The sequence below is a fragment of the Bacillus sp. FJAT-27245 genome, assembly GCF_001273955.1.
In the GTDB taxonomy this organism is placed as follows: Bacteria; Bacillota; Bacilli; order Bacillales; family Cytobacillaceae; genus Bacillus_D.
In genome coordinates this window covers 491,378-507,855 of the sequence record NZ_LIGI01000001.1, presented here as the reverse complement: position 1 = coordinate 507,855, position 16,478 = coordinate 491,378, and the positions used below count along the sequence as shown (strand labels likewise).

At 43.5% G+C, this 16,478-nt stretch carries 20 protein-coding genes; 9 read left to right on the top strand and 11 right to left on the bottom strand.

What is annotated here, in order from left to right:
* Positions 1 to 7: 7 nt before the first annotated feature.
* A complete protein-coding gene (locus tag ADU24_RS02440) occupies positions 8 to 1,114 on the bottom strand; it encodes an alpha/beta hydrolase (RefSeq protein WP_053365144.1) in 1,107 nt (368 codons plus the stop codon).
* A gap of 341 nt (positions 1,115 to 1,455) precedes the next feature.
* On the opposite strand from ADU24_RS02440, the gene ADU24_RS02435 reads away from it, so the two are divergent.
* The 7 genes from ADU24_RS02435 (at position 1,456) to ADU24_RS02405 (ending at position 4,224) form a co-directional block, all read left to right on the top strand.
* On the top strand, positions 1,456 to 1,938 hold the full coding sequence (locus ADU24_RS02435; RefSeq protein ID WP_053365143.1) for a hypothetical protein: 483 nt from the start codon (positions 1,456 to 1,458) through the stop codon (positions 1,936 to 1,938).
* Between the two features lie 30 nt (positions 1,939 to 1,968).
* A complete protein-coding gene (locus ADU24_RS02430) occupies positions 1,969 to 2,214 on the top strand; it encodes a hypothetical protein (RefSeq protein WP_053365142.1) in 246 nt (81 codons plus the stop codon).
* A 142-nt stretch (positions 2,215 to 2,356) separates the two neighbouring features.
* Positions 2,357 to 2,755 (top strand): Hsp20/alpha crystallin family protein, encoded by a 399-nt coding sequence (locus ADU24_RS02425; RefSeq protein WP_197277461.1) that lies wholly within the window; start codon positions 2,357 to 2,359, stop codon positions 2,753 to 2,755.
* The gene (locus tag ADU24_RS02420; protein ID WP_053365140.1) at positions 2,752 to 2,964 is read left to right on the top strand and encodes a hypothetical protein; all 213 of its coding nucleotides are present in this window, start codon (positions 2,752 to 2,754) and stop codon (positions 2,962 to 2,964) included. The genes ADU24_RS02425 and ADU24_RS02420 overlap by 4 nt, the downstream gene beginning before the upstream one ends.
* Positions 2,951 to 3,394 (top strand): hypothetical protein, encoded by a 444-nt coding sequence (locus ADU24_RS02415; RefSeq protein WP_053365139.1) that lies wholly within the window; start codon positions 2,951 to 2,953, stop codon positions 3,392 to 3,394. Before ADU24_RS02420 ends, ADU24_RS02415 begins: the two co-directional genes overlap by 14 nt.
* Positions 3,387 to 3,725 carry a hypothetical protein gene (locus tag ADU24_RS02410; protein WP_053365138.1) on the top strand — a complete coding sequence of 113 codons (339 nt, stop codon included), beginning with the start codon at positions 3,387 to 3,389 and terminating at the stop codon, positions 3,723 to 3,725. The genes ADU24_RS02415 and ADU24_RS02410 overlap by 8 nt, the downstream gene beginning before the upstream one ends.
* 145 nt (positions 3,726 to 3,870) lie before the next feature.
* Positions 3,871 to 4,224, top strand: coding sequence for a hypothetical protein (locus ADU24_RS02405; RefSeq protein WP_053365137.1), 354 nt, complete (start codon positions 3,871 to 3,873; stop codon positions 4,222 to 4,224).
* Between the two features lie 80 nt (positions 4,225 to 4,304).
* Here the strand turns inward: ADU24_RS02405 and abc-f are convergent, their stop codons facing one another.
* On the bottom strand, positions 4,305 to 6,236 hold the full coding sequence (gene abc-f / locus ADU24_RS02400) for a ribosomal protection-like ABC-F family protein (RefSeq protein ID WP_053368739.1): 1,932 nt from the start codon (positions 6,234 to 6,236) through the stop codon (positions 4,305 to 4,307).
* Between the two features lie 545 nt (positions 6,237 to 6,781).
* On the opposite strand from abc-f, the gene ADU24_RS02395 reads away from it, so the two are divergent.
* Positions 6,782 to 7,000 (top strand): hypothetical protein, encoded by a 219-nt coding sequence (locus ADU24_RS02395; RefSeq protein ID WP_053365136.1) that lies wholly within the window; start codon positions 6,782 to 6,784, stop codon positions 6,998 to 7,000.
* 61 nt (positions 7,001 to 7,061) lie between these two features.
* On the opposite strand, the gene ADU24_RS02390 is transcribed toward ADU24_RS02395, so the two are convergent.
* The 9 genes from ADU24_RS02390 to ADU24_RS02350 form a co-directional block, all read right to left on the bottom strand.
* On the bottom strand, positions 7,062 to 7,718 hold the full coding sequence (locus tag ADU24_RS02390; RefSeq protein WP_053365135.1) for a PspA/IM30 family protein: 657 nt from the start codon (positions 7,716 to 7,718) through the stop codon (positions 7,062 to 7,064).
* Position 7,719: 1 nt separating this feature from the next.
* Complete coding sequence (locus ADU24_RS02385) at positions 7,720 to 8,346, bottom strand: hypothetical protein (protein WP_053365134.1); 627 nt, start codon at positions 8,344 to 8,346, stop codon at positions 7,720 to 7,722.
* A gap of 104 nt (positions 8,347 to 8,450) precedes the next feature.
* On the bottom strand, positions 8,451 to 9,836 hold the full coding sequence (locus tag ADU24_RS02380) for a sensor histidine kinase (RefSeq protein ID WP_053365133.1): 1,386 nt from the start codon (positions 9,834 to 9,836) through the stop codon (positions 8,451 to 8,453).
* On the bottom strand, positions 9,829 to 10,491 hold the full coding sequence (locus ADU24_RS02375; protein ID WP_053365132.1) for a response regulator transcription factor: 663 nt from the start codon (positions 10,489 to 10,491) through the stop codon (positions 9,829 to 9,831). Before ADU24_RS02375 ends, ADU24_RS02380 begins: the two co-directional genes overlap by 8 nt.
* A gap of 361 nt (positions 10,492 to 10,852) precedes the next feature.
* Positions 10,853 to 11,224, bottom strand: a complete 372-nt coding sequence (locus ADU24_RS02370; protein ID WP_053365131.1) for an MmcQ/YjbR family DNA-binding protein — start codon at positions 11,222 to 11,224, stop codon at positions 10,853 to 10,855.
* 21 nt (positions 11,225 to 11,245) lie between these two features.
* On the bottom strand, positions 11,246 to 11,641 hold the full coding sequence (locus tag ADU24_RS02365) for a VOC family protein (RefSeq protein ID WP_053365130.1): 396 nt from the start codon (positions 11,639 to 11,641) through the stop codon (positions 11,246 to 11,248).
* Positions 11,642 to 11,845: 204 nt separating this feature from the next.
* A complete protein-coding gene (locus ADU24_RS02360; RefSeq protein ID WP_053365129.1) occupies positions 11,846 to 12,382 on the bottom strand; it encodes a DUF1456 family protein in 537 nt (178 codons plus the stop codon).
* A 135-nt stretch (positions 12,383 to 12,517) separates the two neighbouring features.
* On the bottom strand, positions 12,518 to 12,988 hold the full coding sequence (yiaA, locus tag ADU24_RS02355; RefSeq protein WP_053365128.1) for an inner membrane protein YiaA: 471 nt from the start codon (positions 12,986 to 12,988) through the stop codon (positions 12,518 to 12,520).
* A gap of 177 nt (positions 12,989 to 13,165) precedes the next feature.
* Positions 13,166 to 13,732: a DUF4256 domain-containing protein gene (locus ADU24_RS02350; protein WP_053365127.1), complete on the bottom strand. Its 567-nt coding sequence runs from the start codon at positions 13,730 to 13,732 to the stop codon at positions 13,166 to 13,168.
* 373 nt (positions 13,733 to 14,105) lie between these two features.
* Here ADU24_RS02350 and helD point away from each other — a divergent pair, with 373 nt between their 5' ends.
* The gene (gene helD, locus ADU24_RS02345) at positions 14,106 to 16,442 is read left to right on the top strand and encodes an RNA polymerase recycling motor HelD (RefSeq protein ID WP_053365126.1); all 2,337 of its coding nucleotides are present in this window, start codon (positions 14,106 to 14,108) and stop codon (positions 16,440 to 16,442) included.
* Positions 16,443 to 16,478: the final 36 nt, after the last annotated feature.

Genomic DNA, 16,478 nt, shown 5'->3' with positions numbered 1-16,478 from the left:
CAAATCATTAAGATTGCTTCGAAACTTCTATCATTTTTTGCAGATATTCTTTAAAGTCTTCTTCACTCGGATAATGGGCAGATTGGTCAAGTTCAATAAACTCTTTTACTTCTTTTGTTTTTACACTGTCAAAAAATTCTTTTGCCAACCCATAGTCAGTTGACTTATCGTGTTTACCTTGGAAGATATAAATCGGCACTTTTATTTCTTCGATTTCTTCTTTCAGGTTAACTTCCAGCTGGATTTCTTTTGCCAAATCTTTTGCCTCAAACAGGCTAAAGTTTGCTCCACTGACCAAAACTTTATAAATATCTCCCAGCGTATAATCCGGACTGAAAATCATTGGTTTTACATAGTCTCCTATAATATCCACCTTGGGAATTTCGTCGTTCGAGTAATTGTCGCCCCCATGTGCTCTCATATACTCACTAAATATTTCTTCATCCTCTATTAAATATGGTGGATTTCCGAACGAGAGAATTTTATCTTTCATTTTTTCGTCATTATTTTTTTCTGCTATTTGCAGCAACCAGTCTCTCGTGCGTTTTTGTGTCTCGGCATTATTGACAAATTGCGATATTCCAAAATATGCTTTCACTTTTTCAGGGTGCTGGTGAATATATTTCATGCCAAGAATGGAACCCCAGGACAGACCTGATACATAAATTTCATCTGTCTCAAACCGCTTCAATAAATAGTCAACCACTACATCAGTATCTTTTAAAAACTGTTCAATCTTCATAGTTTCAATAGGTATATCTTTATGATAACTCTTCCCGGAACCCCTTTGGTCATAATACACAGCAACAAAATCTTCAGTTATCCTGGGGTGAACTCCTCTTGAACTGACACCAAAAGGCAAGGGTTGCCCTGGGCCTCCGTGTAAAAATAAAATAACCGGTTTATGTACATCTTTCCCTTCAATTAAAAGGTATTGCTTCGTCCCATTCACCTCTAACTCTACCATTTCGCTTATTCCATTATTTCTTGTTTGCTCCTTCGCTGCATTTAGAATTTTTTTCTGCATGATATAGCGATAGGCCAAAAATGAAAGAATGAGAATAATAATCAACAACAAAAAATAGAATGCAACTTTCTTTATAACCATTAACATTTAATACGTTCACCCCTCTCAACGTTATCATACTACTTTTTCCATTAATTACACAAAACCATTTTTAAAGGTTCATCACCGCGGGCATTAAAAAAGGATTTAACGCCCGAATAGCGGTGGACAGCCCATCTTTCGGGCATTAAAAGAGAAATAAACCCCTCATTATTGTGAAGGGCTTTTTAAATTTAGGTAATTTTGACTCCTTTAGGTTCAGTCAACCGACCTTTTCTCTGATTTAAGTAGTTAAGGCTGTGTCCATTTGCCTCGCTTGGATAAAACGAACTTTTTCTAAAAAAGAGCATATTCTATTCTATACATTGCCTTAAAACCAGGGGATTGGTATGGATATGGGACGAAATCGAATGAGGAACAAGGTCTTTGTCGACCAGGTAAATGTGAATTCCATTGATACAGCTTCCGGCATTTTTGTTGGAATCAATTATGCAAATAATTGGTCTTCCCACCGCAAAACGAATTATGGCTTTGGTTCAATGAGCAATTGCCGGGTTTCAGAAAATTATAGTTATGTCATTGACAATGATGTCGTCGATACCCCTATTAACAGCAATGCGATTAGCATTATGGAACGAGCGCCAAATAGCAGCCTCAATCATGTTGATGTTGTGGGGATAAACGTAAATGTGCTTGATTCGTGTGCTGCCCTTGCTGTTGGTGAAAACGATTTGAACGGCTGGAGTACACACAGCAAACGGAATGCCGGGCAGGGCAGGCTGATTGGCAATATACAGAATGAAAACAATGCAACCTACGTTTCCGATCAGGATATGATCGATACCCCAATCAGCCATTTGACCCATTCGTGACTTTCCGCTGCCACTAAAGGAGGGACCCAGGTGGCGATTACTTTCGGAGTTGGTGCGATCAATATTAATTCCCAGAATACAAATTCCACCGTTGCAGTTGGACAAAATCAGCTCCCTGGCTGGGCGGCCCACCGGAAAGTAAATAACGGGCAGGGATTTTTCGCAGGGAATGTGGTGAACACGGCCAACGGATCCGTCATTAACGACCTCGACTTCCTTGATGGCCAGATGAACAATGCGAACGTCTCGCCAAGCGCGCAAGGACAGACAATTTAATTGAGCAGCATAGCGGCGGTTGCTATGCTGTTTTTCATCATGGACTGGCGCAATTCCTAAAAACAGGCAAGTCGGTAGCATGATGGCCCTTTTTCTACATATATGTAATATTGAAACCTTTTATCCGAAAGGTCGTGTCCGTGTGAAGAGTAAAGGCCGTCGTTCCCAAATTACAAAAATATTAGGTAGTGACTTCATGGAACTTTTAACAGAAGTCGCTCCGTTCATCAGCCCCCGGGTTGATTGTATCCTCACGGAGGGATTGGTTTATATTATGGTTGATCTTGCTGGTGCAAAGCCTCAGGATGTAAAGCTCGGATTAAGTTCCGGCAGCCTTTTGATTAGCGGAGAAATCTTTCCACCTACTGTGAGTCCGGATTCGAACATGATTCGGCAGGAACGATTCTACGGACCTTTTCATAAAAAAATCAAACTTCCCGAACATTGTTTGCCAGGCCAATTGAAGGCAGAATTGGCATACGGCATTTTAACAATTACGATTCCTTTATTAAAAACCAGCCTTCCAGGAGGAGAAACATGACGGTCATTCGATACAACGGATTGAAAATCGGCAGAATCCATTCTTCCTCGGGGCTTTTTATTGGGACAAACATCCAAAATGGCAGGATTAGCAAGACGGAAGTAAATGAGGGGTTTGGCTCAATCAGGGGGAAAAACAGCAAAGCCACTAACAATCACGCATTATTTTTTCATGACAAAAAAGGATCTGATTCGAATGAGCACAGATAAAATCATTGATAGCTTAATGCATTTTGCGGAAAGATTGGACAGGCTTGAAAATGCCCTGAACGATTCGAAAAAAAATAAACTCCATTTTGATATTCATATAAACGAACTCCACTTAAATGAACTGAACCTTGAGGAACTCGCCTTTCACCTCGAGAAGCTGGATATTCAGGAATTAAGCGGAATGCTGAACATGGGCAACACCTTTTCGCCAAAGGTACATCAAAAAAAGAAACTGGATGCAGCCGCATCAGGAAGTCATTCGGCATCATTTAAGGATAAAGAATATGTTCCGAAAGAATCAATGGAAACAGAAAGTAGACCCGAAGCATGTTTGAAAACAGAAAAAGGTAGCCGGGACATACAGATCCTGATCAACGGTGACCCAGTTTCATATTCATTAATAAACGGAGAGGGCAATCACGATGACTAAATTTTCCCCCGCTTTTTTTATCGGAAAAATAACAATCGGAACCGTGGAAGGCGCGTCATGCGTCAATCTCGGCAACAACCTCCCGAGCGGCTTTACGAGTTATAAAAAGCATAGCCAGGGATTCGGCACCGTATCGGGAGACAACGCCGATATCCACGACCTTTTCGCTTCTTTGGAAGAACGCGAAACAAAGGATGCCTTCAATTTTGAAGTGGGAGAGGACTCCTGCCAGGAAACGCTCACTCAATACGCACAGGGAATCATCGGGCAACAGGATGTTGATATTGAAGAGGTTAGGGAAGAGAAGCCAGGTGATTCTGAATCTGAATGAGTCTTTCTCTATTATCCTCACTCGTTACTTCTTTTTAATATAACGGCTTGAACTGTAACCTGTCCGCAAACGATTTGTAACTTAATCATGCTAAAATTGAAGGACAGGCTTTCCCGTCCATTATTACATACTAAGGAGACACGCTATGGATTCTTCATATCTAAAAAAATCGTTGAATGAATGGAAAGAGGAAATTTTGGAATTGCTCGCGGAGATTGATAAGGAGTACGAAAAGGTAAAGCAGGAGCTTATGGTATACAATTACAAGTTCAGCATTACCAAGCAGGTCACCCAGTCAACGGTGAACGAAGAAATTATCCGCACCATCCGGGAAATTTACCACAGACCATTCGAGGAACAATTTAATAGACTTAAATCCGAAATCAAGGACCTTGAGGAAAAGAAGCGAGTCTTCGGCATGTTTGTCGATAAGATTGACAAGGTTCAAGCCAAGGACGAACCACAATCAACCGCCGAATACTTAGCAAAAATCTCATAAAAAATAGAAGCAGGGGACGTATCCAGTGTCTTATTGAAGCAAAGGATACGTCCCCTGTTTCACTGTTTCTTCGCTAGTAATTAATCGTTCAGGCTGAGCCATTCTTCCAACAATGGCTCCAGTTCTGCGGTTAACTGCTCTTTCCTGTTAAAAAGACTGTTCAGTTCTTCATAGTCTAGTTGGTCTGCCGCCATCGCCATATCAATCTCGCCAATTTCCTTTTCGAGTATTGCTATCCTTTTTAGTGTCTTTGCCCCATTATCCGACGCGTTTGCCTTTTCATCGCTCTTTGGCTTTTGTCTTTTATCGGATCTGCCAACGTGCACTTCCTTTTCCAGTTTCATCATGACGGCTTTCTCTTTTTCGTTTTTATAAAAATCATAATTTCCTGGATAGCTCTTCAATGCAAAATCCTCGAGGGCAATCACTCGTTCGCTCATTTTATTGATGAAATACCGGTCGTGCGAGATAAAGAAAATCGTTCCATTGAAATCCTCGAACGCCTCCTCAAGCGTTTCGATTGAATCTATATCAAGATGGTTGGTCGGCTCATCAAGGATTAACAAATTGATGTCACCGTACATCAGCTTCGCTAGCTTTAGCCTGATTCTCTCGCCACCGGACAAATGCTTCACCTTTTTAAATACACTCGCCTTGTAAAACATGAATTTTGCGAGATATTCACGGGCCTTCCCTTCCACTATCGAGATATCCTCGCGGAAGCACTCAAGTACCGTCTGTTCTTCATCTTTAAACGTAAGCTTCTGGGGCAGATAGGCGGCCATCACATTTGCACCAAGTTCTACAGTTCCGCTATCCGGCTTTTCCTCTCCAAGGAGCATCTTCAGGAAAGTTGTTTTTCCGCTGCCATTTCCACCGACAAGCGCCACCCTTTCACCGTAATGCACCATTAAATCTGCATTTTTCAGAATAGCCTTGTCTCCATAGCTTTTCGAAAGCTTGATTGCTTTAATCGTTTCCTTTCCGGACCGCTCTGCCGGCTTAAAATCAAGCCTCATATTCCGCCTTTCGAAAATTGGCCTATCGATGCGCTCGAGCCTATCGAGCTTCTTTTGAATGGACGCGGCTCTTCTGAAAAACTTGTTGTTATCAGCCCGCATCGCCCAGTCCCGGAGGCTTATGACCTGCTTTTCCATATTGGCAATCTTTTTTTGCTGTTCCCGGAAATGCTCGTATTGAATCCTCATGTTCTCTTCCTTTTGGTCCACAAAAGAAGAATAATTCCCCTTATAGCAGGCGGATTCCATGTCTTCGATCTCGACAATTTTCGTGGAAACGTTATCGAGGAAGTATCGGTCATGGGAGACGATTATGACGATTCCTTTATACATTTTCAAATAGCCTTCAAGCCATTCAATGGAATCCATGTCGAGATGGTTGGTCGGCTCGTCAAGCAACAGAATGTCTGGTTGATGGATCAGCAACTTCCCAAGGACGACCGTCGTTTTTTCACCTCCGCTCAGCAAATCAAAGTCCCTTTCGAGGAAGCTTTCAGAAAAACGCAGTCCCGTACAAACCTTGCTCAGCTTTTCCTGGCGCTCATAACCGCCTTTCGCCTCGAACTGATGGACGAGATTACTGTATTTCGCCAATACCTTCTCAAGTGCATCACCTTCAAGGGTTGTCATTTGCTCCTCCAGTTCACGCATTTGCCCTTCAACCCCATCAATTTCTTCAAAGGCCAAATTAAGGATATCAATAACCCTCAAGCCTTTCGGAAAGACGGGCGACTGTTCAAGATAGGCTCTTGTCGCACCGCGCGGTAGGTGGATCAGCCCTTCATCATAGCCTGGGCTTGAGGTTTGCGGATAACCCGGATAGTACTGCATCGGCTCGATCCCAGCGATGACTTTAAGGATTGTGCTCTTTCCGCTGCCATTCGCGCCAACAATCCCGATCTTATCCCCTTCATATGCTTCAAACGTAATATTTTTCACAACTAGTGTCGCTTCCATATATTTTTTCAGGCCCATTACTTTCAATTCCAACATTTCAATCACTTCTCTCATCCAGATTAGCTGTTACGCCTTTTATGGACAGCACAAGGAAGATACTTAATACCTATTCGTAAAATAAAAGACCGTAAGAGGTTGGTTCCCCTTACGGCCTGTTAGAGTAAATGATTATAATCATCGGGGTCCTGTAGTAAACGTGCAAAACACAAATACGCCCACTTCCATTTTTGCTGGCGAAACACCGGCGACGCGCCCGATTCAATTATAGTCCCGCTATCAGTAAAAGTAAGTTACCATCCAATTGCCTTCATTCCATAAAGAGCACAACAAAGAAACCTAAGCAGCTTAGGCATTTTCGCTCGATACGAAAATTCATATTAATTTTCATAAATTAATAGTGGCAATTTGTTGGTTCCATGAACTTACTTCCCCCTCCTCCAAATTCCCTTTATTATTACATATGTGACTTATTTTGTAAAACAAAACCTTTATTATTCTTCCCGAACATGGGCAGATGACCATTCACGCCCACCCATGGAAACATAAGATGTGTTGAACAAATTTGAGGAGGAGAGAGAAACATGGAAAGACAGTTCTTAGGAGGCATGGGTTACGGGATGGGCTTTGGCTATCCTGGTTATGGCATGGGCTTTGGCGGTTATCATGGCATGGGATTCGGAGGGTATCCAGGCTACGGTTTTGGCGGGTACCCGGGTTATGGATTTGGCTACGGCGGTTATCCTTGGCACCATCACCATCATTGGCACGGAGGCTATCCATTCCACCACTGGCATTACTGATTCATTAAACGAATTGGGACGGCTCGCTTCTTTTAATGGAGCAAATCCGTCCCTTCTACATTTATGCCTGTTTTGTTTGTTTCATGACTTCCAATTGTTTCTCGACTTCAGACTGGAAAGTTGGCGAGACGGCAGGTGTGATTGTGAAATGTTTGAAGTGTTCGCTAGCTTTTGCTTCGGCTTCAAGCTTGTACACATATTCACGTGCTTTTGCCAGTCCCTTGGCCGTTCCTTCAAATTTGAAAGCTTTCAGCATTTCATGGCCTTGCTTAATCGAACCGGCTGCATGCACCCTTGATTCTAATTCCAGTTTTTTAAATTGAAAGTCCTGATATTCCGCCTTCAGCTTTTCAATTTGCTCAATGAGGATGGCTGTATTCTGCTTTGCAAGGGCGGCCTGATCACGAAGCATTTGCAGCTTTGCTTCCTCCGATATTTTTTCCTGGAGAGCGAGTTTGGCAATATCTTCTTTGCCCATTTCTACTGCCAGTTCAGCCTGGCGGGCACGTTTTTCAATAGTTGCTTCCGATTCGCCCAGCAGAATCTCGTACTTCTTTTCCAAGTAAAATTGGCTGGCAAGCGCTTCTTGCGCCTTTGCAACCTGTACACCCATTTCGCGTAAATGCTGCTGGAGCATCGCCATTGGGTTTTCACACTTATCTAATGCCCCGTGCAAATCCGCGGTTATGATGTTTTTAATCCGGATGAATAATGACATGTTATTTGTCCTCCCTCTTATTTGTACGTTCCCACTCATCCAGGAATTGCCCGTTCATGGAGTAATCATGCTGAAAGGTACTAGGGACCGCCGCTTCAACTGCTTTATCGTTGCGACCTTTTTTTATGAACCAATAGGCAAGAATGCCGGCGATGATGATTAACAAGAAGGGCAGTCTTGACAGAAACGGCAGTACGCCCAGGACAATCAAAGCATTTCCGAGCCATTTGTTTTCATTCTTTCTCCTTACATACAAGCCAATTAATGCAAGTGCCAAACCGCCCAGAACAACGAAGAAACCGCCGAACCCAAAGCCATGGTGCGGATGATAACCATGGTGCCTGCCCATCATCACTCCTTGGCCGCCAAATTTCGAACCATGTCCCATGGCCGCATGCCCCATGCCGTCCCTATCATGGAAAGCATGTCCATTGAAATTACCGGTAACCTCCTTGCCTTTACGGAACGTATCCTGTACAATGCCTTGGACCTGATTTTGTGTCGGGAAGAAATGCGGATTAAGCATTCCGTTCCAGTTGGCTAAATGGAAGGCTGTAAAAATAAGCGCGCCAAGTAACAGCCCGAAAAACAGCCACCTTAAGCCCCTTTTCTTTTTTTTCTTTTCCACATTCATCATTCCTTTCTGTCTGACTACTTGAAGTATAGGAAAGAAAAGTGAAAAGATAGTGAAAAAATGAACACAAAGTTTTAAAAACAACAAAAAACTACCCCTTAGACAGTGGTAGTTGGAGTTAGATAGAGTGGAATTGTTACGATGAACTCGCTTCCACTTCCTAGTTCACTTTTAACTGTTATCTCGCCGTTATGCGAGGAAACAATCCAATGGGCAATGGAAAGGCCGAGCCCTGTTCCACCCATTTGCCGGGAACGATGCTTTTCAGCACGGTAAAACCGGCCGAAAATCTTCTGCTGCTCCTCCGGCTTAATGCCCACCCCGGTATCCTTCACGCGCAGCTGCCAATGCTTTTCATTCGCATCTAAAACGACCGAAATCCGTCCGCTTTCCGGAGTGTACTTTATGGCGTTATCGAGCAAAATGTAGAAAAGCTGCCTAAGCTTTTCAGCATCCCCCACAGCCTCGAGGCTTGGCAAAATAGCGGCATCAACCTGAATAGATTTTTGGCCCGCGACGGGCTGTATCGAACGGACAACCTGCTGCGCTAATGGCCCGAGATCGAACGAAGCGTGGATAACATCGGCTTTCCCCGAATCAACACGGGCAAGCGCTAGGAGATCACCGACTAGCTTGGTCATCCTCTTTACTTCGTCCTTCATATCGTCAACGACTTGCTTTGAATAATCGGAAAAGCGCTCTTCTTCCTCCAATTCAAGAAACTCGAGGGAGGTGTAGAGTACACTTAAAGGCGTTCTTAATTCATGCGATGCATCCGCGGCAAATTCCCTTTGCCTCATAAAAGAAGCACGGACAGGCACCATCGCTTTTTTGGCCATGATATGGCTGACCCACAACGCAACTAAATAAAAAGAGAGAACCAATCCGACTAAAATCCATAGCAATACTTCAAACAATCGTTTATTGGAGGTTTGGTCAATTCCTACGTATACAACCCCAATGAATTTCCTTCCCTGATAAATAGGCTGCCCGGCAAGCAGGAGATGGACTGTATGGTTTTCAAAGCGCTCCATATGGCGATGCATTCCGCCCATGCCTGAGGGATGGGGTACCTTCATTTCAACTGACTTTGTTTCACCTTCTTTAGGAACCCAGCCGCGGATTCTGTTCGTTATTGTCCGCTGAATCGGTCCCATCCGGGAGTTCACGGCAAGCTCGTTTCCCTCTTGGTCCAAAATGGAATAATAAAATAAATTCTCGTTAACGGCCATGAGAGGATCTTGCCGCTGGTTAACCGATTTCCGGACCTCCGTCTCGTAAAGAAGCGTCTGGTTAATCAGATTTTGCAGATTCTGTTTCTCCTGCATCGCCATTACCCCATACAAAAGCAAATAGACAATTAGCGCGAACAAAATTAGCAGGACCATCAGCAATCCACTGTTATACATTGTTAAACGCTTTTGGGTCCGCTTCAGGACATCGCCGCGAAACATGCTCTGTAATAATGCCCGAATGTTAGCCATCAAGTTTATACCCTACCCCGCGGATACTTTGAATCAGCTCCGCATCCAATTTTTTTCGAAGCAGCTTAACGGTCGCATCAACAATTTTGTAAGATACATCGGCATCATATCCCCAAATGCGGTCGAGGATAATGTCCCTTGTCAGCACCTGCCCCCTGTTTTTCAAAAAAAGGTCAAGCAATTGAAACTCCTTCGGTGAAAGCTGTACATGATTACCGTCAACGTAAAGATTACGGCTTGTCCGGTTGAGTGTAAACCGCCTAAACGAAACCGATTCCTCCTGGATCGGAGCAAAATTCCTGCGTCCTAGCGCCCGTATGCGCGCAAGTAATTCATCCATTTCAAACGGCTTCACCAAGTAATCATCCGCACCCGCATCCAGACCCTCGACCCTGTCCTGTAACGCATCCTTTGCGGTCAGCATTAAAATCGGACCGCAGTAGCCTGCAGACCGGAGTTCCCGGCAAACGGTAACCCCGTCCTTCCCCGACATCATCCAATCAAGAATGAGGACATCGTAATGGGACGCTAGCGCATAATCATAGGAATCGTCGCCCTGTTCAACCCAGTCGACGCGATAACCGCCCTTTTTCTTCAGCATATGGGAAACAAGCTGCCCAAGACGTACATCATCTTCAGCTAATAAAATATTCAATGACTTCACTCCTAAGCGAGTTGCTATCGAAAAACGATCCTTTTGGCGATTCCGGCAATATTCCATAGTCATTGCCGCTACGATACAGCTCTGCATGCTTCGTCAGGCTAATTGAAAATCCGTCTAAAACTCATTATAAACGAGGAAAGTGAAAAGAGGGTGAAAAGCGAGGAAAGAGTAATAAGACAAAATGAATATTTCCTGCCATCTAACCCACTCTATGAAAAGTGTTTATAATGAATTTTCTTGGAGGGTACAGAATGAATTTAGCTGCGCATGAGTTGCATGATTGAAATAGGTTTTCACAATCATAAAGGGAGAGCACCTATTAATAGGATGCTCTCCCTTTAACGTTATTCCTTCACTTCTCAACCGAATCCATCCACTGCTTAACCAAACGCTTTGGTGCCGCAAGCAAATAAGCTTCCTGAATAAGGCCGGCCAATTCGTTCCACTGTTCCCCAGCAGGATTTTGGATGGACACCCAGCCATGATGCCCTATGTACGGAGTTTTAAAAAAATGCTCTTTCTGAAGCAACAATTCCTGGGATTCACGGTCCGATTTGAAGGACACGTTGAATCCATTTTCGCCTTCACCAAAAATTACAAATGATTTTCCGTTGACTTTAAAAGTCTTATGGCCGAATCCGTCAACAATTTCAACTGCTTCAGGAAGCGCAAGACAAATAGCGCGCAATTTTTCCAGCATGGCGTCTAAGTCTTTTGAAATCATATTTTTCACCTATACTGGATTCTATTTTGCATTTACATCAGGCTGATGGATTCCGAATACATTTCCCTCGGTATCAAGATAGTATCCCTGCCACGCCATTCCAGGAAGGGGATGCTTCGGCACTGCGACCTGGCCGCCTAATTCAAGAATTTTAGCAGCAGTGGAATCGTAATCTTCCACACCCATTGTACATGCATAGCCGTTCATCGCTTGGTTCGGTTCTGGGCGGGCACCCTGCCGCTTCATTAAAGCGCCATTGATGCCTGGTTCTTCCTCATTGCCAGTCACTGCACCAAAGTAAGGCATACCAGCATACTCGCTCCAATCCTGAAAGGTCCATCCAAATACTTCGCCGTAAAACGACTTAGCTCGTTCCATGTCATCCACATGAATTTCAAAATGAATTAATCTTCCCATTACCTTTCCACCCGCTTTTTAAAAAATTTTTCCTGGCGTAATTCCGGTAATCAAGTTGCTATCCATAATTATAACCTTTTGCAAAGTAAATAAATACAATTTTCGCAATAATACATCATTACCTACATCAAAAATAAAAAGTGCCTGTTCCCCTGGGTTTTGCAGACTGCAAACAGGTTAACAGACACTTTTATTATTTTAAATTTAACCCCTGTACCTCATGGCCAATCCTTTTAAGAAATTCCGGGCGTATTTGTCCCCGCATTCCTTATAATTTTTATGGCCTTTTTTCCGTAATAACGCACCCAGCTCGCCTTTTGTAATCGTGACTCCGGCCATTGCCAAAATATCAATCATATCCTCACTCGTTAAAGCCAGGGCGATTTTAAGTTTTTTTAGAAGCATATTGTTTACCGGTTCATTGCTTTTTAAAGCCGCTGGGGTTTGGTCAGGTTGTCCCGGCTTTTGTTCCTGAGGCCCTCTTTTGAAAATAATCAGCCCGTTAAAGAATGATTCCAGCTTGCTGTTATTGATTTTAAAACTGTCATCATCTTCTTCAGGGACCGCTTCATCTTCGTAGCTGTCCCTCGTTTTTGTGAGCATCTTTTTCACTTCATCCCTGGAGACCTCAAGACCGCCCAGTTTGAAAATTTTCACCATATCATTGTCTTTAATATCCAGAGCATACCGAACTCTAATTAAAATATCATTGTTTTCCAACGAAAAACCTCCTGTCTCCATCCTATTTTCTACTATTATTGCTCAACTAGCCTACAGAATTCTACTTTAGTTAGGTGAATCGCGCAACTATCCCCATAACGACAAATGGTATCCGAATGCGCCATCCGAATACCATTGTGTTTTTTTAAAAAAGAATTAATCTCTTTCTCTTACTCTCTGTGTATCACGAATATTCTTTTGAATCGTGATTGCAGCAAACAAACTAAGGACAAATGACATACCATAAAAGCCCTTTTCACTTAAATCGATGCTTCCCGCATTGTATAAACCAATCGCCATTAATGAAATTGCTACAATAAGTGCAAACCAGCTGATTCCATAATAAATATTCGTTACAGGAATTCCCTCATCCTTATCCCTTACCGCTTTTTGCAAAGATACCGCGGAATAAAGGCCGAATACCAAAACGGCAAAGTAATAGCCTTTTTCATTCAGTTGCATCCCCGCATTCCATAAGCCGATGAGATACGCCGTAACGCCGACTAAAAGCGCAGCCCAGGAAGCGCCCACAAAAGCTGGAGTCGGTTCCCCTTCTTTCCGCTCCACTTTCTTTTTCAAATCAGGCTGCCTCCCTTTATCCACTAAAACCTCAGAATCATTAGCCATTGAATGTTCTCCCCCCATCATTTCTAATAAAAATGGAGCACCGCAGATTCACTGGAGTGCTCCTACATAAATCCATTATATAGAAAACTTTAACAAAGGGTAGAGTTTTTTCCTTCCTATTAAAACAATGGGTATTACAACATCGGCCACTTCAGCGTGAAACGCTCCATTGCACATTCAGACCCTTAGCGCTCCACGGAAACCCCTGGCGGCATAATAGCTTTCTGCTCCATTATGGTACACAAAGACTGTATCATACCGGCGATCACAAAAGATGGCTCCTCCGAGCTTTCTAATAGTATCAGGTGTTTTCACCCAGCTCGATGTTTTCGTATCGAAACTTCCTAGTTTCTGCAGGTCCCGGTATTGCTCTTCGGTTAAAATCTCAATACCAATGCCTGCCGCCATATCCATAGCGCTCGTTTGTGGTTTGTGCTGTTTTCTCGACTCCAGCGCTTCCCGGTCATAGCAAACACTTCTGCGTCCTTTAGGGCTTTCCGTAGAACAATCATAAAAAATGTATTCACCCGACTCTGCATCATAGCCAACAACATCCGGTTCACCACCGGTATCTTCCATTTCGTTTAGTGACCACAACTTTTCAGGATTAGCATCCAGTTTTGCTTGGACTTTACCCCATTCAAGTCCTTCGTGGCGATTCATGTTTTTCTCAAAACGGGCTTTCAATGTTCCAAGCTGTTCTTCACGTTGTTCTGATGATAACTCTCTATTTTTATTTTCCATACACCAAAGCTCCTCGTTTAATATATTTTTATATTGCCTCATGCTCTGGTAAAAACACGAAACAATCTGGTTATTATTGATGATTTTAACATATGGGCTGTTGGCGGGTAGCAACTTTCAAAAAAAGAAACCCTTCATATCTATTCGCATGAAGGGTTTCTTGCTTATCTAAGTTCATTGGGCTTTATATAAATTTTAAATAGACAAGCTAAGAAGTTGTCCCATCCATTGAAAAAAACAAAAAATCGTGATAAATTTATCTAGATAGGCATCCATCATTTACCGTTATGCCTATTTATCCTCATTTTAATTATATCACCTAACCCCATCAAGAGTCAACCCCCAATATTATTTTTTCAAAGGAGTGTTTGCTGTGAATTTGGAATTTCAACGTGAGCAAGAACGAGTGGACAATGTAATGAAAATAATTAAGGAACAAATCAGCAATCTGGAGGGAGAAACTGCCCAGCATCGAAATGAAGTCATTCACATCCGCAAACACTTTTGGGACGAAATCAAGGTAAATACGGATACCTTTGATGATTACCTCGAAACGATCATCGGCTTACGCCAAGAGGCCCAGGCTCTTGCCGTTAGCCAAAGTACGCACAGACACGCATCCAGGAGACTAGCTGCACTGCGCCGAATGAAGGAAATCCCCTACTTTGGCCGAATCGATTTCATTGAAGAAGGCACTTCGGTTAAGGAGGAGATTTATATTGGAATCTCCACACTTACGGACCAAGGAGGGGAAAATTTCCTTGTCTACGACTGGAGGGCTCCTGTCTCAAGCGTCTATTACGACTCCCAGCCCGGTCCGGCTAAATATGAAACGCCTGGCGGAGTAATCAATGGTACCTTGGAGAAAAAGTGGCAATATCTTATCCGGGACGGCGTGCTCCAATCCATGTTTGATACGAGCATCACGATCGGAGATGAAATTTTACAGAAGGTGCTTGGCAAGGGTACCGACAAATATATGCACAATATTGTAGCGACAATTCAACAGGAGCAAAACAGGATTATCCGCCATGATCGGGGGCGGCTGCTTATTGTACATGGCGCAGCGGGCAGCGGAAAGACATCGGCCGCCATGCAGCGGATTGCCTATTTGCTCTATAAATATCGAGATCGCCTTAATGCCGACCAAATTATCCTCTTTTCGCCGAATACGATGTTTAACAGTTATGTGTCCAATGTGTTGCCTGAACTTGGTGAAGAGAATATGCAGCAGGTTACATTTCAGGAATACTTGGCCCATCGGCTTGGAAAAGAATTTCAAGTTGAAAATCCGTACGAGCAACTGGAATACGTATTAACTGCAGTTAATACCCCCTCATACATGTCCAGGATAGCCGGCATCCGATTCAAGGCATCCAATCGTTTTTTCGAGGCGATTAAAACATACAGGGAGTCTCTGGAGTTATCCGGAATGCTATTTAAAGGGATTACTTTCAGAGGTAAGCCGATTGTTACCTCGGAGCAAATTGCAGAAAGATTTTATAGCAGCGATACCTCACTCCGCTTCCATAATCGCCTTGAAAAATTGAAGGATTGGCTGATGAAGAAAATAGATGAAGCTGAGAAACTTGAACGGACCAAGCCTTGGGTACAGGAGGAAATCGAGCTGCTTAGCAACGAGGAGTACCATAAGGCGCACACCTACTTGGCGAAAAAGCGAGGGCTTAAAGGAGAAGCGGTTATCAATTACGAGGTTGAATACGACGCCCTTGCCCGATTAATTGTCCGCCAAAAATTAAAGCCACTACGAAACCGAATCCGCGCGTTTCGTTTTATAGACATTCAAGGGATGTACAAACAGCTATTTACCGACCCCTTGCAAGTTGAACAATGGCTTGAGGGGAAAGCACCTCTGGGGTGGGCGGATATTTGCCGATTGACACTGGATGCGCTTGGAGAAGGCAAATTATTTTATGAAGACGCTACTCCGTATTTACTTCTAAAAGAGCTAATCCAGGGCTTTCAAACGAACAGTTCGATCAAACAAATAGTCATTGATGAAGCACAGGATTATTCACCTTTTCAATTCGAGTTTTTGAAGCGATTGTTCCCTTCGGCAAAGATGACCGTTCTTGGCGATTTTAATCAGGCGATATTTACCCATGCCAGTGAAACGGCTGATTTCCACATGCTTACCAATCTATACGGACCGGAGGAAACGGAAGTGATCAACATGGCGCGGAGCTACCGATCCACAAAACCGATTATCGAATTTACACGCAGACTCATTCCTGGCGGCGACCGAATTATCCCTTTCGAGCGCGAAGGAGACCGGCCTGCGCTGACGCAATTTGCCGACCGCGCTGAACTGCACCGCTCCATTGCTTCCAAAGTGGCAGAATTTCGGGGACTGGGGCTTAATAGCATTGCAATCATCTGCAAATCTGCCGAGGAAAGCGCAAAGGCTTATGAAGCTCTGTCCAGCATTGATGAAATTAAACTCCTGAAGAGCAATTCAATTGAATACGAACAAGGGGTAGTTGTCATCCCGTCCTATTTATCAAAAGGAATCGAATTTGATGCCGTCATCATTTATGATGCATCGGAGAAAACATATGGAGATGAAAGCCTGCGGAGGATCTTCTACACCATCTGCACTAGGGCAATGCATTATTTGCAGCTTTATAGCGTAGGCGAACCAAGCCCATTTTTGAAAAACGCTTTAAAGGTAGGTTATATCCGAACATAAAAAAACGCGAGAAGGCAACTCCCATTTGGGCAGTTG

What these genes read in the sequence shown, in the direction of transcription:
- ADU24_RS02440 (WP_053365144.1), bottom strand. Translation starts at nt 1,114, where the DNA reads ATGTTAATGGTTATAAAGAAAGTTGCATTCTATTTTTTGTTGTTGATT.
- ADU24_RS02435 (WP_053365143.1), top strand. Translation starts at nt 1,456, where the DNA reads ATGGATATGGGACGAAATCGAATGAGGAACAAGGTCTTTGTCGACCAG.
- ADU24_RS02420 (WP_053365140.1), top strand. Translation starts at nt 2,752, where the DNA reads ATGACGGTCATTCGATACAACGGATTGAAAATCGGCAGAATCCATTCT.
- ADU24_RS02415 (WP_053365139.1), top strand. Translation starts at nt 2,951, where the DNA reads ATGAGCACAGATAAAATCATTGATAGCTTAATGCATTTTGCGGAAAGA.
- ADU24_RS02410 (WP_053365138.1), top strand. Translation starts at nt 3,387, where the DNA reads ATGACTAAATTTTCCCCCGCTTTTTTTATCGGAAAAATAACAATCGGA.
- ADU24_RS02405 (WP_053365137.1), top strand. Translation starts at nt 3,871, where the DNA reads ATGGATTCTTCATATCTAAAAAAATCGTTGAATGAATGGAAAGAGGAA.
- abc-f (WP_053368739.1), bottom strand. Translation starts at nt 6,236, where the DNA reads ATGTTGGAATTGAAAGTAATGGGCCTGAAAAAATATATGGAAGCGACA.
- ADU24_RS02395 (WP_053365136.1), top strand. Translation starts at nt 6,782, where the DNA reads ATGGAAAGACAGTTCTTAGGAGGCATGGGTTACGGGATGGGCTTTGGC.
- ADU24_RS02390 (WP_053365135.1), bottom strand. Translation starts at nt 7,718, where the DNA reads ATGTCATTATTCATCCGGATTAAAAACATCATAACCGCGGATTTGCAC.
- ADU24_RS02380 (WP_053365133.1), bottom strand. Translation starts at nt 9,836, where the DNA reads ATGGCTAACATTCGGGCATTATTACAGAGCATGTTTCGCGGCGATGTC.
- ADU24_RS02370 (WP_053365131.1), bottom strand. Translation starts at nt 11,224, where the DNA reads ATGATTTCAAAAGACTTAGACGCCATGCTGGAAAAATTGCGCGCTATT.
- ADU24_RS02365 (WP_053365130.1), bottom strand. Translation starts at nt 11,641, where the DNA reads ATGGGAAGATTAATTCATTTTGAAATTCATGTGGATGACATGGAACGA.
- ADU24_RS02360 (WP_053365129.1), bottom strand. Translation starts at nt 12,382, where the DNA reads ATGGAGACAGGAGGTTTTTCGTTGGAAAACAATGATATTTTAATTAGA.
- yiaA (WP_053365128.1), bottom strand. Translation starts at nt 12,988, where the DNA reads ATGGCTAATGATTCTGAGGTTTTAGTGGATAAAGGGAGGCAGCCTGAT.
- ADU24_RS02350 (WP_053365127.1), bottom strand. Translation starts at nt 13,732, where the DNA reads ATGGAAAATAAAAATAGAGAGTTATCATCAGAACAACGTGAAGAACAG.